Annotated in this window: 19 protein-coding genes; 16 read left to right on the top strand and 3 right to left on the bottom strand. The window is 41.6% G+C overall.

The window, feature by feature from the left end:
* Window positions 1-15 precede the first annotated feature (15 nt).
* Both NG55_RS04040 and NG55_RS04045 read right to left on the bottom strand, forming a co-directional pair.
* The gene (locus tag NG55_RS04040; protein WP_065342705.1) at window positions 16-468 is read right to left on the bottom strand and encodes a macro domain-containing protein; all 453 of its coding nucleotides are present in this window, start codon (window positions 466-468) and stop codon (window positions 16-18) included.
* Window positions 465-731, bottom strand: a complete 267-nt coding sequence (locus NG55_RS04045) for a hypothetical protein (RefSeq protein WP_065342396.1) — start codon at window positions 729-731, stop codon at window positions 465-467. The genes NG55_RS04040 and NG55_RS04045 overlap by 4 nt, the downstream gene beginning before the upstream one ends.
* A gap of 254 nt (window positions 732-985) precedes the next feature.
* On the opposite strand from NG55_RS04045, the gene NG55_RS04050 reads away from it, so the two are divergent.
* The 11 genes from NG55_RS04050 (at window position 986) to pal (ending at window position 10,356) form a co-directional block, all read left to right on the top strand.
* Window positions 986-2,326 (top strand): deoxyguanosinetriphosphate triphosphohydrolase, encoded by a 1,341-nt coding sequence (locus NG55_RS04050; RefSeq protein WP_065342397.1) that lies wholly within the window; start codon window positions 986-988, stop codon window positions 2,324-2,326.
* On the top strand, window positions 2,326-2,994 hold the full coding sequence (locus NG55_RS04055; protein WP_065342398.1) for a hypothetical protein: 669 nt from the start codon (window positions 2,326-2,328) through the stop codon (window positions 2,992-2,994). The genes NG55_RS04050 and NG55_RS04055 overlap by 1 nt, the downstream gene beginning before the upstream one ends.
* Window positions 2,995-3,003: 9 nt before the next feature.
* Window positions 3,004-3,609, top strand: a complete 606-nt coding sequence (gene ruvA / locus NG55_RS04060) for a Holliday junction branch migration protein RuvA (RefSeq protein WP_065342399.1) — start codon at window positions 3,004-3,006, stop codon at window positions 3,607-3,609.
* Window positions 3,610-3,616: 7 nt separating this feature from the next.
* Window positions 3,617-4,615, top strand: coding sequence for a Holliday junction branch migration DNA helicase RuvB (gene ruvB / locus NG55_RS04065; protein ID WP_008941766.1), 999 nt, complete (start codon window positions 3,617-3,619; stop codon window positions 4,613-4,615).
* Window positions 4,616-4,628: 13 nt separating this feature from the next.
* On the top strand, window positions 4,629-5,291 hold the full coding sequence (locus NG55_RS04070; protein ID WP_065342400.1) for a hypothetical protein: 663 nt from the start codon (window positions 4,629-4,631) through the stop codon (window positions 5,289-5,291).
* 91 nt (window positions 5,292-5,382) lie between these two features.
* Window positions 5,383-5,790: a tol-pal system-associated acyl-CoA thioesterase gene (gene ybgC / locus NG55_RS04075; protein ID WP_004654599.1), complete on the top strand. Its 408-nt coding sequence runs from the start codon at window positions 5,383-5,385 to the stop codon at window positions 5,788-5,790.
* 24 nt (window positions 5,791-5,814) lie between these two features.
* Window positions 5,815-6,513, top strand: coding sequence for a protein TolQ (gene tolQ, locus NG55_RS04080; RefSeq protein WP_016540881.1), 699 nt, complete (start codon window positions 5,815-5,817; stop codon window positions 6,511-6,513).
* Complete coding sequence (tolR, locus tag NG55_RS04085; protein WP_016540880.1) at window positions 6,513-6,965, top strand: protein TolR; 453 nt, start codon at window positions 6,513-6,515, stop codon at window positions 6,963-6,965. Before tolQ ends, tolR begins: the two co-directional genes overlap by 1 nt.
* A 3-nt stretch (window positions 6,966-6,968) precedes the next feature.
* Window positions 6,969-8,384 carry a cell envelope integrity protein TolA gene (gene tolA / locus NG55_RS04090; protein ID WP_065342401.1) on the top strand — a complete coding sequence of 472 codons (1,416 nt, stop codon included), beginning with the start codon at window positions 6,969-6,971 and terminating at the stop codon, window positions 8,382-8,384.
* A gap of 99 nt (window positions 8,385-8,483) precedes the next feature.
* The gene (gene tolB, locus NG55_RS04095) at window positions 8,484-9,767 is read left to right on the top strand and encodes a Tol-Pal system beta propeller repeat protein TolB (protein WP_016540878.1); all 1,284 of its coding nucleotides are present in this window, start codon (window positions 8,484-8,486) and stop codon (window positions 9,765-9,767) included.
* 22 nt (window positions 9,768-9,789) lie between these two features.
* Window positions 9,790-10,356, top strand: coding sequence for a peptidoglycan-associated lipoprotein Pal (gene pal, locus NG55_RS04100; RefSeq protein ID WP_016540877.1), 567 nt, complete (start codon window positions 9,790-9,792; stop codon window positions 10,354-10,356).
* 58 nt (window positions 10,357-10,414) lie between these two features.
* Here the strand turns inward: pal and NG55_RS04105 are convergent, their stop codons facing one another.
* On the bottom strand, window positions 10,415-10,600 hold the full coding sequence (locus tag NG55_RS04105; RefSeq protein ID WP_016540876.1) for an NF038105 family protein: 186 nt from the start codon (window positions 10,598-10,600) through the stop codon (window positions 10,415-10,417).
* Window positions 10,601-10,777: 177 nt separating this feature from the next.
* Here NG55_RS04105 and NG55_RS04110 point away from each other — a divergent pair, with 177 nt between their 5' ends.
* The 5 genes from NG55_RS04110 to NG55_RS04130 all read left to right on the top strand — a co-directional run bounded on the left by NG55_RS04110 (window position 10,778) and on the right by NG55_RS04130 (window position 14,049).
* On the top strand, window positions 10,778-11,749 hold the full coding sequence (locus tag NG55_RS04110; RefSeq protein ID WP_065342402.1) for a class 1 fructose-bisphosphatase: 972 nt from the start codon (window positions 10,778-10,780) through the stop codon (window positions 11,747-11,749).
* A 57-nt stretch (window positions 11,750-11,806) separates the two neighbouring features.
* Entirely contained in the window at window positions 11,807-12,583 is a 777-nt protein-coding gene (locus tag NG55_RS04115; protein WP_004805656.1) for a TrmH family RNA methyltransferase, read from the top strand.
* 159 nt (window positions 12,584-12,742) lie between these two features.
* Complete coding sequence (locus NG55_RS04120; RefSeq protein ID WP_065342403.1) at window positions 12,743-13,360, top strand: RNA polymerase sigma factor; 618 nt, start codon at window positions 12,743-12,745, stop codon at window positions 13,358-13,360.
* Window positions 13,347-13,670: a hypothetical protein gene (locus NG55_RS04125; protein WP_004654617.1), complete on the top strand. Its 324-nt coding sequence runs from the start codon at window positions 13,347-13,349 to the stop codon at window positions 13,668-13,670. The genes NG55_RS04120 and NG55_RS04125 overlap by 14 nt, the downstream gene beginning before the upstream one ends.
* Window positions 13,660-14,049, top strand: coding sequence for a DUF3106 domain-containing protein (locus NG55_RS04130; RefSeq protein ID WP_016540873.1), 390 nt, complete (start codon window positions 13,660-13,662; stop codon window positions 14,047-14,049). The genes NG55_RS04125 and NG55_RS04130 overlap by 11 nt, the downstream gene beginning before the upstream one ends.
* Window positions 14,050-14,094: the final 45 nt, after the last annotated feature.

Consider the following 14,094-nt stretch of genomic DNA (forward strand, 5'->3'; position numbering starts at 1 on the left):
ATGGAGACAATACTATTATAGTAATTTAACAAGGGTATGATTCAAACCTTGTAACTCACTATCAATAATTCTTGATATTTCATTCCAATCTCCTCCAGCAAGACCAGCACCAAGCATAGGATAAGCTATCTTACAAGAACAGAAATCCTGTTTAATTTTTGAAAAAACAGATCTAATAGCAAGGTAGTCCGCTTTCACGCCTTTCCCCCTCCAATTATATTGTGTATATGCATTAACAATAATAAAGTTAATATCATTTCTTGTAATCGATGCAAGACTATAAGAGCCCAATTTTTCCCTGCTACCAACCTCAGTCTGTATATCTGCCAAATAAGCTTCAGGAAATTCTTGTTTAATTACTTTTGCTATTCCCGCACCCATTGTACAAAAGCAATTACATCCATGAATAATTACATCAAAATTTCCATTTTTTGTTAGATCAATAAGATCACCATTGATGATATTCAAATTAAATTCTGCCTTAATGCATGATTCCATATCTTATCAAACTCAACTTTTGATATAGAAATTGTACTCTCATCAGGCTCTCCAAACTCTGGTTGATCTGTAAAATCATATCGTTCATGAAAATATTCCTTAGGAGTTGCCCAATAAAAAATACCTTCAAAAACGCTAATATGACGGATTATCAACCCTTTTTCCACTTCACAATAGAACGTTCCTTCTATTCCATCGTGCGATTCTGTGTACGTCTTAAAATATTCACTCATGGTAATACTTTCCCATACCTAACAATACGTTCAGAAAGATCTAAATTACCTCGTTCCACCGTTGTACGGTGGAATGCCAAACTGATTAACCTTATTAACAAAATTTACTATTTTCACTCCAAGACATATACTTGCAACACAGCAATCCTAACGCGAACTCAAAATATTTTAAACGCCAAACCATGTCGCCCTACTCTAGTGCTTTAATCTTTTTTTTGGCATGATGATCCTGAACTCATAGTGAATAATGATGAATGGAACAAATGCGTTGGGTAGAATTGCTTTCTGCAATTCGTTTAGGTAGTAAAAAAAGTAGTACTGAATTGGCTCGAAGCCCATTCCACAAAGATTATGACAGAATTATATTTTCTCAAAGTTTTCGTCAGCTAAATAGAAAAACACAGGTTCACCCACTGACTCAACATGATGGGATTCACACCCGTCTAACACACTCGCTTGAAGTTTCTTGTATCGGTCGTTCACTCGGCATGCTCGCCGCAGAAAAAATCAAAGATGAATTACCGATGTGGATTTCACCTGCGGATGTTGGTGCGATTATTCAAGCAGCCTGCTTAGCACATGATATTGGAAACCCTCCTTTTGGCCATGCAGGTGAATATGCCATTCGGGAATGGTTTGATGATGCTTCACATCGCGACTTTCTGGCTAGGCTCACTCCAGAAGAGGCAGCAGATGTACGCCAATTCGAAGGCAATGCTCAAGGACTTCGCCTTTTAAGTCGTATTGATTACCACCCTGATGATGGTGGTATGCGACTGACCTGTGCCACATTGGGTGCTTATTTAAAATATCCATGGCTCTCAAAAACAATTGAAGAACAAGGTGATACGCCTTCACATCAACGGGCAAAATTTGGCTGTTATCAATCTGAAAAAGAAATTTTAAGACAGTTGGCAGAACAGCTCGGTCTCATTCAGCTTGGTGAATACCATTATTGTCGTCATCCGCTGACCTATTTATTAGAAGCGGCTGATGATATTTGTTATGCGCTGATTGATTTAGAAGATGGCATCATTCTCAATATGTTGAACTATGCTGAAGTTGAGCCGATTTTTCTGAATCTGATTGCTGATTATGGTTATCCAGAAGAATTACATTTACCGCATACCACTTGGCAGCAAAAGATTGCAGCTTTACGCGGTCGTGTCATGAAGCGCTTAGTCGATGAAGTCACCACCGCTTTCGCCAAACATCATTATGAAATTTTAACCGGCCAACTTAAAGGTAGCCTATTACAATATTGCTCACCCGATATTGAAGCAGGAATTCAAACTGCAAAGAATCTTGCAAGAGACCGTATTTTTGAGCATCCTCAAAAATCAGGTTTGGAGATTATTGCCCATCAAAGCCTACAAACCATTCTGGATGCCTTTATCCCACTGACCATGCCACATAAAACCTTAAGCTTTAAAGAGCAACGCTTAATGTCTATTTTGCAACATTCAGGGGTAAATCTGCAAAACAACCACTATAATAATATTATGCAAGTTCTCGATATTATTAGTAAGTTCTCGGATCATCAGGCTTATAGTCTGGCTCAAGAGTTGCAAGGCAATAAGATAGGGTTCTTTTAATGCTGGAGCGGCATGTAGATAATGGAGTTTATCTATCAAATTTTATTTATCTTGATCAATGGGTTAAATGCCCTAAGTGCAATCAGCCATGTATTTTAAAATACAAAGAACCACAAACACCTAAAAAAAATAGGTATCAAGGTATATTTTTATTGAGTTGTTTACATTGTGCTTACCAAATTAATCCAAGCCAAAGTGATACTGCTCAGCTTCATAATGGTCATTATTACGCTACAACGTACAAACGTTGTCAAAAATGTGGTGGAGCATGGTTAAGCGCAAAGCAAAAGCTGCTTAATGCAGGTTCATTACCACCATTTATTCAGGCAAGATGCCACCTTTGCCAACATATCTCAAAATTTGACCAATTTGGGCTTAATTTTATTATGGATCAAAATATGGGCCGCACAATCTATGGCTTAGAACTATATTTAAAAACCCCAACTCGGCATGGGGAGATTTCCGTTTATAATATTGAGCACTTAAAAGAGTTAAAAACATATATTCAAGCTGGGTTGCGAGAGCGAACCTCTCAAACAGGAAATGGTAGTTATTTTTCCCGTTTACCTGCTTGGATAAAATCCACACGAAATCGTAAAGAAATTCTCAAAGCCATTTTGCGTTTAGAACAAATGGCATCTACTATTCAACCATTAACAAATAAGTGAAAAGACTCAATGATCGGATGTTTAATTGGCGAAGTGTTTGCCCTAGAAGCCCCAACCGTATTACTCAACGTAAACGGCGTTGGCTATGAAATTGACACACCACTTTCGACATTTTGCCAATTACAAAAAGGACAGAAAGTCACTTTATGGACGCACTTAGTGGTTCGTGAAGATGCTCAGCAACTTTATGGTTTTAGTGATGCACAAGAAAAAATCATTTTCCGCACACTACTCAAAGTGAATGGCGTTGGTCCTAAAATGGCTTTGGGCATCTTATCGACATTAAGTGTTGAGCTACTGATTCACACGATTGAACATGATGATATTAATACGCTGATTAAAGTCCCTGGCGTGGGCAAGAAAACTGCAGAACGCTTAATGATTGAATTACGTGATCGTTTCAAAGCATTAGCGCATTCAACCGGCGGTACCACGAATGCAGCAGTTGCTCAAATTCAATTTATGGCAAATTCACCAGTTGCCGAAGCTGAAGCCGCTTTACAATCGCTGGGTTATAAACCAGCAGAAGCACAAAAAGCAGTGGCAGCAGTCAAAGCAGACTATACTGAATCGGCTGACATTATCCGTGCTGCGCTCAAATCCATGATGAAGTAATAGATATATGCAAGATCGTCTTATTAGCGGAACAGAAAAGCCTGAAGATCATTTTGATCGTGCCATTCGCCCAACCTCATTGGCTGACTATATTGGTCAGCCCGTGGTTCGTGAGCAAATGGAAATCTTCATTGGTGCAGCGCGTGGTCGTGGTGAAGCACTGGATCATACCTTGATCTTTGGTCCACCAGGTTTAGGTAAAACCACATTGGCGAATATTATCGCAAGAGAAATGGGCGGTAATTTAAAATCAACTTCTGGCCCAGTATTGGAACGTGCTGGTGACTTAGCCGCAATGCTCACCAATCTAGAAGAAGGTGATGTGCTGTTTATTGACGAGATTCATCGTCTTTCACCCGTGATTGAAGAGATTCTCTATCCAGCCATGGAAGATTACCAACTGGATATTATGATTGGTGAAGGCCCTGCGGCTCGTTCAATCAAGCTCGATCTGCCAGCCTTCACTTTAGTCGCAGCCACAACACGTGCAGGTTTGCTCACCTCCCCGTTACGTGACCGTTTTGGGATTGTACAGCGTTTAGAGTTCTATTCAGTTGAAGACCTGACCCATATCGTGACCCGTTCAGCGAACCTAATGGATGTGCCGATTACTCACGAAGGTTCAACAGAAATTGCCCGTCGTGCACGCGGGACGCCCCGTATTGCCAATCGATTATTACGTCGTGTCCGTGACTATGCCCAAGTCAAAGGCACTGGTGAAGTGACTCAGGATATGGCGCAACGGGCTTTGGACATGCTCAATGTCGATAAAGCAGGTTTAGATACGCTCGATCGGCGTTATCTCAGTATGTTACTGGAACGCTTTGAGGGTCGACCAACTGGTGTTGAAGCCTTAGCCGCAGCCATGGCGGAAGATAGCGGAACGCTTGAAGACGTAATTGAGCCCTATTTGATTCAACAAGGTTATGTGATGCGTACCGCACGTGGCCGTATTGCAACCAATATGGCATATTTACAATTTGGTATGACACCACCTGAATCATAAATATAGATAAATCATGACTCAAACCCTAGATGAACAACAACTTATAGAAAGAATTAAAGTATCGTATCAAGACGTTATTTCTGATTTACCGCCTATCGAAGAGTTGCCTCGATATGTGATGTTTTCGGAATATCGCCAAGAACAAAGACAATTTTTAGATGCGCTTCTCCAAGCTCATTCTGCATTGTCGCTCTCTTGTCAACTTGTCGATTCAACACAACAAGCTGTTTCCCTTTCTAGTGAGCAGCTTGAACAATTCAACACTACCTCACATTTGGACTGGTCACTCACAAGCCTTGCCTTTGACCATACACACGCTACAATCTTTATTTCATTATGCTTTCAAGACGATCTAAAGCAGATGGTCGAGGAACATCGCCCACCGCGCAAACCTATACTGACTTTTAAAAACTTGGCAATTCTATTGATCAGTTGCTGTATGCTCGGCATTTCACTTTACTTATTTAACCAAGCCCCAGAATGGTTGGTATTTATCATTTTTGCAGTTGGTTTTTTAGGTTTATGTATGCTATACGACCATGTAAAAGATTACATTCAATACAATAAAGTAAAAGATGATCCTCTAAAAACCTTGATTGTTGCAGGCTATTTTGCTGAACATTTAGAAGATTATGCAACGCAGACTTTAATCTTAGATAAAAACTCAAACGAATAGCTTGCTTGATCTGTTGTGCCATTTGCCCCAAAAATCAATATGCTAAACTGCGACACTATTCAACACCTCGTATCAAGAATGGATTTTTATCATGGCAAATCATTTTGAGTTCAACATTCGCGTTTATATCGAAGATACAGATGCAGGCGGTATCGTTTACCATGCCAATCATATCCGTTTTATGGAGCGTGCTCGTACCGAATGGTTACGTGCAGCAGGTGTTGACCATTATTGGCATCAAAAAGATTACAACTTCGTAGTACATCAAATTGCTGTTAAATATGTACGCCCAATATTAATGGATGATTTAATTACCGTTACAGCACGTGTTATTTCGTGTAAAGCCGCATCTTTTGTGTTGCAACAAAATATTTATCGTGGTGAAATCTTGCTGGCTTCAGGTGAGGTTGTGTTGGCATGTTTAAACAAAGAGTTAATGCCACGTAGACTTCCTGATGAAATTCGTGATCTGATTCAAAAAGAATTAGCACAGGACTAAAATAAACTTTCGGCACAGCAACTTATGGCAACTAACTTAGAATCTTCCCTGCATATTTCTGACCTAATTTTACAAGCAAGTCCTGTTGTACAACTGGTCATGCTGATCCTGTTACTCTCTTCAATTTATAGCTGGTATTTAATTGCCAAATTATATATGGGCTTTAAAAAAGCAGAACAAGAGGATGAGCATTTTCAAAAAATGTTCTGGTCAGGTGCCGAATTAAATACGCTTTACAATAATGCTCAACTAAACTCTAAACGCCGTGGCCTAGAAGATATTTTCTATCAAGGCCTCGGTGAGTTTTTTAAGCTACAAAAACGTAAAGCGGATACCACACAAACCATCGAGGGAACTGAACGTATCCTGCGTGTAGGCTTAAGCCGTGATCAAGGCGGCTTAGAAGTCGGTTTAGGTGCGCTTGCCAGTATTGGTTCAGTTGCGCCTTATATCGGCTTGTTCGGTACAGTTTGGGGCATCATGAATGCCTTTATCGGTCTTGCTGCTGTTGACCAAGTGACTTTGGCAACTGTTGCACCTGGTATTGCAGAAGCCCTGATTGCAACAGCGATTGGTTTATTTGCAGCAATTCCTGCTGTACTTGCGTTTAACCACTTTACCGCTAAAGGTGAAGCAACTTATTCAGATCGTGCATTATTTGCAGAAGAAATGGTTGCCCTTTTACAGCGTCAAGCGATTGGAACGACACAGGAAGATGCATAATGGCGATTCAACGATCTGGACGTTTTGAACGGATTAAAAAACCACTGAAAAGCGACATGAACGTCGTTCCTTATATCGATGTCATGTTGGTGCTGTTGGTCATTTTCATGGTGACAGCACCCATGATCACCAGTGGTATTAAGGTCGATTTACCTCAAGCAAACAATCATCCAATTGAATCCAAAGATATGCCAGCCATGGTGACCATTGGTAAAGATGGCAATATCTTTTTGCAATATCAAGAGTACAAAGGCAGTGATCCCCTTTCGCTTGAACAACTTGAAACTGTTTTAAGTGAAGCCCAGACGCAAGCTGAACAGGACAATAAACAACTGACTGTATTGGTCAATGGTGATAAATCTCGTCCTTATGGTGAAGTTGTTTCACTGATGGCGAGTCTACAAGAAGCAGGCCTTACTCAAGTTGGCTTACTGACAGAGCCGTTAAAATAAGCTATGAAAAAATTTCAAGAGCCACCTTTTAAACAAAATGCGATTGCACTGGGTTTCACACTCGGTGTCCATGCAATCGCAATTGTTGGCTTACTGTTTTTAGGCTTGAGTAAACCCCCTGAAGAACCTAAAAAACTGACCACTATTTTGGTGAAGCCAGAAGATTTACCCCAGTCTTTACAGCAACCTGAGCAACAAGTCTCTGCTGAACATCAGGCAGAAGAAGTGCAAAGCCCTGTCGTGGATACAACACTTCCTGAAAATATTCCTGTAACCCCTCCACCACCAACTGCACAACAACTTGCGGCTGAAAAGCAAAAAACTGAACAGGCACAGCAAGCCAAACTTGCTGAGCAAAAACGCAAAGCAGATGAAGCTGCTCGTGCACAGCAAGTTGAAGAACAACGTAAACTTGCAGAAGCTCAAGCACAAAAGCAACGTGCGGACGCTGAAGCGAAACGCCAAGCAGAGGCAAAAGCGAGGACTGAAGCAGATACGAAGCGTAGAGCTGAACAAAATGCCAAAGCAGAGGCTGAAGCTAAGGCGCGCCAAAAAGCGGAGCAAGATGCGAAATTAAGACAGCAAAAAGCTGCCGAAAACGCAAAACTTCAAGCGCAACAGGATGCTAAACGCAAAGCTGAGGCCGATGCCAAGGCGCGTGCTGAAGCTGAGGCAAAACGTAAAGCTGAGACCGCCGCGAGAGCAAAAGCCAACGCAGATGCGAAGCGTAAAGCCGAAGCTGATGCAAAGGCACGTGCTGAAGCCGATGCAAAACGTAAAGCTGAGGCCGATGCGAGAGCAAAAGCCAACGCAGATGCGAAGCGTAAAGCCGAAGCTGATGCCAAGGCTAAAGCTGAGGCAGATGCGAAACGCAAAGCGAATGCAGATGCCAAAGCAAAAGCTGATGCAGACGCTAAACGTAAAGCGGAATCTGATGCGAAGGCAAAAGCCGATGCTGATGCAAAACGTAAAGCAAATGCAGATGCGAAGGCAAAAGCCGATGCAGACGCCAAACGCAAAGCCGAAGCTGACGCTAAGGCAAAAGCTGAGGCAGATGCCAAACGTAAAGCCGAAGCTGAAGCAGATGCCAAAGCCGCAGCTGCCAAAAAAGCTGAACAAGAAGCGGCTCAGAAAAAGGCCGATGCAAAACGCGTTGCATCAACTGCGAAACGAGATTTTGAACAAAAAATCTATCGTGCGTGGAATATGCCAGCAGGTTCTTCAGGTCAACGTGCCAGCGCACGCGTGACATTAAGCGATAGTGGTTCAGTTTTATCAGTTGTGGTAACAGCAAGTGACCCAGACGTTAAAGCCAGTGTAGAGGCTGCAATTCGGGCTGCTGCACCCTATCCAATGCCAGATGATCCAGTTGCTCGCCGTGAAGCTAGAAGCTTTACTTCAAGTTTTACTGCAAAATAGTAATGAATAGTTAACGTTACAGGCTTTTAATAGCACAAAGCCTGTAACTATGTTAAATAATCAACAGCCACAAAAATACGAATGCAAGTAATTGTAACTATGGATAAGACTCGTAAACACCTACTCTCCTTAGCAGTTTTCGCAGCAATTAGCGCAGTTGTTCCAACAGCAACATTTGCGCAGTTACAGCTTGAAATTGCCAAAGCACCTGAACAAGCGCCGAAAATCGCAATTGTACCGTTTGCTAATGACAGCGCAATCTATCCGATTGTCGAGCGTGATTTAAATCGTTCAGGCCGTTTTACCAGCGCATCTCAAAATTTACCAGCAACCGCAAGCCTTAATCAGGTTCAAGCGGGTGACTGGCAAAATGCAGGTGTGCCTTATGTTGTCGTTGGGCAAATGAAAGCAGTTGATGCCAACACTTTTGAAATTCATTACCAACTTTATGATGTACAAAAACAACAATATTTACTCAATGAAGTGCTGACTGTACCTAGCTCACGTATTCGCCAAGCAGGCCACATGATCAGTGATACCATCTATCAGGCATTGACAGGTATTGCAGGTGACTTTAGCGGTCGTATTGCCTATGTACTTCGTAATCAGGCCACGCCTGCTCAGCGCTATACCTTACAGATTGCAGATACAGACGGCGAACAACCTAAAACTGTCCTGACCTCACGAGATCCTATTCTGTCTCCTGCCTGGACACCAGATGCCAAGAAGATTGCATATGTATCTTTTGAAACCAAACGTCCTGCAATTTATTTACAAGATTTGGCCACAGGCCAGCGTGAAGTTTTAGCCAGCTTCCGTGGATTGAATGGTGCCCCAAGCTTCTCACCAGATGGTAAATCAATGTTGTTCACTGCTTCAATGCATGGCAACCCTGAAGTTTATCAAATGGATTTAAGCACACGCCAAGTTCAACGCATGACCAATGATACTGCGATTGATACTGAAGCACGTTATGCACCCGATGGTAAATCATTTATCTTTACCTCGGACCGTGGCGGTTCACCACAAATTTATCGCTATAGTTTTGATGACAGTTCGGTCAAACGCTTAACCTTCAAAGGTGCATTCAATGCACGTGGAACCTTAAGTGCTGATGGTAAAAAGATTGCGTTAGTCCACCGCCCAAGTGGCAGTAACTACAAAGTTGCAATCCAAGATATCAATACCGGTATCACCAATATTCTCACACCAACCAGTTTAGACGAATCACCAAGCTTCTCACCAAATGGACAGATGGTGGTTTATGCAACGCGTGAAGGCAGCCGTGGTTTATTATCGGTTATGTCTACTGACGGCCGTTTCCGCATGAATTTACCAAGCGAACAAGGTGAAGTTCGTGAACCAGCTTGGGCACCAAAATAAGTTTAATCGATTGGAGAATCATATGAACATTAAATATCTTACGCTTCCGCTGATTGCTGCTACGCTTGTATTCACAGGTTGTGCAAGTCGTAAACCTGCTGCTGATATTACCACTGGTACCAATCCAAATGGCTCAACCACAGTCAGTACAGATGGTTTAAGTGAAGATGCAGCATTAAACGCGCAAAACTTGGCGGGCGCATCTTCAAAAGGCGTCACTGCTGCAAATAAAGCCTTCTTGGCTAAGCGCGTTGTTCACTTCAACTATGACAGCAGTGACTTATCGAATGAAGACTATCAAACCCTTCAAGCACATGCTCAATTCTTAGTTGCCAATGCTAACTCTCGTGTTGCCCTTACAGGTCACACCGATGAGCGTGGTACACGTGAATACAATATGGCACTTGGCGAACGCCGTGCAAAAGCGGTTGAAAGCTTTTTGATTACCAATGGTGTAAACCCACAGCAACTTGAAGCAGTTAGCTATGGTAAAGAATCACCAGTGAACGCAGGTCATGATGAAGCTGCATGGAAAGAAAATCGCCGTGTAGAAATCAACTACGAAGCTGTTCCACCACTATTAAAATAACTGTGGTTCCGCTTTAAATAAAAATGCTCACTTCATGTGAGCATTTTTATATCATTCATCAAGACGAAGATTGAGGGTCAGACTTGTTTTGCATCGACTCAATCAAATCATGCTTGTTAAACTCTTTGTATTCTGGCTTCGCCTCATACTGTTTCCATGCATCCTGCACATTTTCTTTGGAAATCGTATCTAAGCTAATCGGTTCGCTCGGCGTGGGCGTTGCCTCAAAATTCTTGGTTGTCATATTTAACCTCCAAACATCCTGTTTAGTATCTATGCAACATAGCATGTAATAACGTGCTTGTAATCATAAAAGCAACATAAATAAAGTAAGATAATTTTTATTTTTGCACGATCTCATCTAGAATACCCTCATTCTTTTTTATCAATTTTTGACGCGGCTAAATCGGAGCTATTCAATATGTCAAACCTTAATTTGACCCAATACCTAGAACAACAAAATGGGAATTTGACTCCAGAGTTGGCACAAGTGATCGAAACCATTGCTGCTACATGCCAAACCATTGATCAAGCATTACAAAAAGGTGCTTTAGCAGGTATTTTGGGTAGTGCAGGCAATGAAAATGTGCAAGGTGAAACACAAAAGAAACTCGATGTTATTTCAAATGATTACCTGATTGATGCATTAAAAGCGCATCCTCAAGTCGGCGGTCTAGCTTCAGAAGAATTAGATGATTTCACCCCTGCTCAGGAAAATGGTAAATATCTCGTTTTATTCGATCCACTCGATGGTTCAAGCAACATCGACATTAATATGTGTGTGGGTACGATTTTCTCTATCCTTCCTGCAAAGAATGCTGTGACTCAATCTGCCGACTTTATGCAAGCAGGTACTGAACAAGTTGCTGCGGGTTATGTGCTTTATGGTCCTTCGACCATGTTAGCGCTTACTGTGGGTGCAGGTGTGGTGTTCTTTACTTTCGATCCAACCACTCAAAGTTTCTTATTAACCACTGAACAAGTACAAGTTGCGGCGGATACACAAGAGTTTGCAATTAACTCATCAAATCAACGTCACTGGGAAAACCCTGTGAAACGTTATATTGATGAGCTTTTAGCGGGTAAAACATCAGTCCGTGAAAAAGATTTTAATATGCGTTGGGTTGCATGTATGGTCGGTGATATTCACCGTATTCTATGCCGTGGTGGTATTTTCCTTTACCCTTACGATTTAAAAGATCCGAAGAAAGCAGGCCGCTTACGTTTGATGTATGAAGCAAACCCAATGAGCATGCTCATTGAACAAGCAGGTGGCGCATCTACAACAGGTCGTGTTCGTATTATGGATATCCAACCAACAGAACTACACCAACGTGTTCCTGTTATTATTGGCTCTAAAAACGAAGTAGAACGCGTAACAAGCTACCACTAATTACTTTTTATAATCAGGGCATTATAAAGTTATGATGCCCTTTTGGATGTTTATCTTATGGCGGTTATTTTCCTAGAATCCAAAGACAATGCAAAAATCAAACATTTGCGTGGTCTGATCGAGCTCAACAGTGCCCGAAAAAAACATCAGCAAACCGTTCTAGAAGGTACACATCTGTGCTTGGCTTGGTTGCAACAGCAGAAAAAAATATTTTCTCTTTTTACCACCGAACAAGCCTTAGAACATCCAGATTTACAAGAGGTGATTGAACTCCATCAAGCTCACATCTTCGTTATCAGTGAAGTCCTGTATAAAGATTTAAGCACATTAGGCACAACCCTTCCATGTCTAGCGATTGTCGACCTGCCCAAAACTGCTGCTACCATTGATTTTAAGGCCGACACTTTAATTCTAGAAAATGTTCAAGATCCTGGAAATGTAGGTACACTCCTCCGCTCTGCTGCCGCTGCAAACATCAAACAGGTGATTTGTACACAAGGTTCAGCTGCACTGTGGTCTCCACGTGTGCTTCGAGCAGGGATGGGTGCTCATTTTAGTCTTCAATGTTTTGAAAACTTCCAGCTCACGGATATTCTTCCAAAATTTCAAATTCCAGTTTTTGTGACCAGTTCACACCGCTCAACCAGCTTATATAGCCAAGATTTAACTCAAGCATGCGTCTGGATTTTAGGCAACGAAGGTCAAGGTGCGAGTGACTATGCACTTGAGCATGCTCAAGCAGTGGCGATCCCTCAACCTGGTGGACAAGAGTCACTTAATGTCGCAATTGCAGGCTCAGTATGCTTTTTTGAAATGGTTCGTCAACGTCAGTAAAAACGTTAAATTATTTTAATTACGATTTTTTTACTGAGAAAATCAATTACACTACTAAAAATAATTGCTTAAGTTGTCAACGCGCCCACCATTTTCAACGTTATATGATTAATGAATTGGAATTAATGGTGGGTATCCATGACAGGATTTTCCATCTCTATGGATTTAGCACCGAAACAGGCTCGAACCGAAAACAGTACTGATCGCAGTACCGTTGAACAACGTCTGCGTTTTTTTATGCAAGACGTTACAGGTCGTGCCTTGGTTATGATGGAAAGTGCAACGCAGGGACAACAAGGTATTGCAATGGATTTAGTGCAAGAAGCTTTCATTTCATTGCACAAATCATATGCAGATAAAAGTACTGAAGAATGGTATCCCCTGTTCTACACCATATTAAATAATAAACTCCAAGACTGGCGACGCAAAGAAGCTCGCCGCGCCAGTCCATTCTCATTATTTAAAAAAATTAGTTTAGATGATGACGAAGAAATTATTGATGTTGTCGATGAATCAACCCCTAACCCATTCGAGTTTCTTGATCAAGAAGTCACGATGGAGGAAATTCAAGCGGCGATCAATCAATTACCCGTCCGTCAACAACAAGCATTTATGCTTAGAGCGTGGGAAGGTTTCGATACAATGACCACAGCACAGATTATGGATTGCAGTGAAGGCAGTGTGAAAACACATTACCACCGCGCAATTCAGGGACTCAGAATTGCTTTAGAGCATTTAAACCCGCATACGGGAGGATCATCAAATGAAAAAAGATGAGTTCACTAAACATGTGACATCCAGACTCGACCAACTTGCGAAAGAACAACATCACAACAAAATGATGGTGATGAATCATGTTCTTGATACTGTGCAAAAGAAACCAACCTCTTATTACAGTGTTTGGAAAATGACTGGTTTTGCGTTTGCTGCCGCCCTTATGGGGATTGTGGTTCTGCCTAGCTCGTTACAATTAGCAGATCAACCTCAAAATCAGGTTGTCGTAAATCCAAAACTTTCACCACAAATGGTTGAAGATATGGAAATGTTATTGGTCTTAGGTGAGGATAAAGTTCCACATGGCAGCTAAAAAATTAGCACTTGTTGTGTGTACACTCGGCTTATTACAAACCAGTTTTGCAGGTTCAGAGCGCTTTTGGGTATTCTCTAAACCAAATAAACCGACAACGGAAGAAGCTTGGGATGACTTGTCCCCTGAAGAGCAACGCGTTTTAATTCAACGTTATCAAACCCTGAAGGAAATTCCGACCAATCAGAGTTCGCAATTGCAACAGCGGATGGAGTGGTTCACGCAATTACCTGAAGAAGAAAAGCAAAAAATGCGTGATGTATGGCAAAAAATGAGTATGCAAGAACGGAATACATTACGTAAACGTATGCAAAATGCCAGTACCGAAGAACGTATCAATATCAGAGAAGAGTATCTCACCAAATACGCTGAACACTAATTTTTAAATGATTAGAATAAAAAATAGCGCCTTAAAGGCGCTATT

The organism is Acinetobacter gyllenbergii, assembly GCF_001682515.1.
In the GTDB taxonomy this organism is placed as follows: domain Bacteria; phylum Pseudomonadota; class Gammaproteobacteria; order Pseudomonadales; family Moraxellaceae; genus Acinetobacter; species Acinetobacter gyllenbergii.

Excerpts from the sequence above, each read along its gene's own strand:
- NG55_RS04045 (WP_065342396.1), bottom strand. The coding sequence starts at position 731 with ATGAGTGAATATTTTAAGACGTACACAGAATCGCACGATGGAATAGAA.
- NG55_RS04050 (WP_065342397.1), top strand. The coding sequence starts at position 986 with ATGGAACAAATGCGTTGGGTAGAATTGCTTTCTGCAATTCGTTTAGGT.
- NG55_RS04055 (WP_065342398.1), top strand. The coding sequence starts at position 2,326 with ATGCTGGAGCGGCATGTAGATAATGGAGTTTATCTATCAAATTTTATT.
- ruvA (WP_065342399.1), top strand. The coding sequence starts at position 3,004 with ATGATCGGATGTTTAATTGGCGAAGTGTTTGCCCTAGAAGCCCCAACC.
- ruvB (WP_008941766.1), top strand. The coding sequence starts at position 3,617 with ATGCAAGATCGTCTTATTAGCGGAACAGAAAAGCCTGAAGATCATTTT.
- NG55_RS04070 (WP_065342400.1), top strand. The coding sequence starts at position 4,629 with ATGACTCAAACCCTAGATGAACAACAACTTATAGAAAGAATTAAAGTA.
- ybgC (WP_004654599.1), top strand. The coding sequence starts at position 5,383 with ATGGCAAATCATTTTGAGTTCAACATTCGCGTTTATATCGAAGATACA.
- tolQ (WP_016540881.1), top strand. The coding sequence starts at position 5,815 with ATGGCAACTAACTTAGAATCTTCCCTGCATATTTCTGACCTAATTTTA.
- tolR (WP_016540880.1), top strand. The coding sequence starts at position 6,513 with ATGGCGATTCAACGATCTGGACGTTTTGAACGGATTAAAAAACCACTG.
- tolA (WP_065342401.1), top strand. The coding sequence starts at position 6,969 with ATGAAAAAATTTCAAGAGCCACCTTTTAAACAAAATGCGATTGCACTG.
- tolB (WP_016540878.1), top strand. The coding sequence starts at position 8,484 with ATGGATAAGACTCGTAAACACCTACTCTCCTTAGCAGTTTTCGCAGCA.
- pal (WP_016540877.1), top strand. The coding sequence starts at position 9,790 with ATGAACATTAAATATCTTACGCTTCCGCTGATTGCTGCTACGCTTGTA.
- NG55_RS04105 (WP_016540876.1), bottom strand. The coding sequence starts at position 10,600 with ATGACAACCAAGAATTTTGAGGCAACGCCCACGCCGAGCGAACCGATT.
- NG55_RS04110 (WP_065342402.1), top strand. The coding sequence starts at position 10,778 with ATGTCAAACCTTAATTTGACCCAATACCTAGAACAACAAAATGGGAAT.
- NG55_RS04115 (WP_004805656.1), top strand. The coding sequence starts at position 11,807 with ATGGCGGTTATTTTCCTAGAATCCAAAGACAATGCAAAAATCAAACAT.
- NG55_RS04120 (WP_065342403.1), top strand. The coding sequence starts at position 12,743 with ATGGATTTAGCACCGAAACAGGCTCGAACCGAAAACAGTACTGATCGC.
- NG55_RS04125 (WP_004654617.1), top strand. The coding sequence starts at position 13,347 with ATGAAAAAAGATGAGTTCACTAAACATGTGACATCCAGACTCGACCAA.
- NG55_RS04130 (WP_016540873.1), top strand. The coding sequence starts at position 13,660 with ATGGCAGCTAAAAAATTAGCACTTGTTGTGTGTACACTCGGCTTATTA.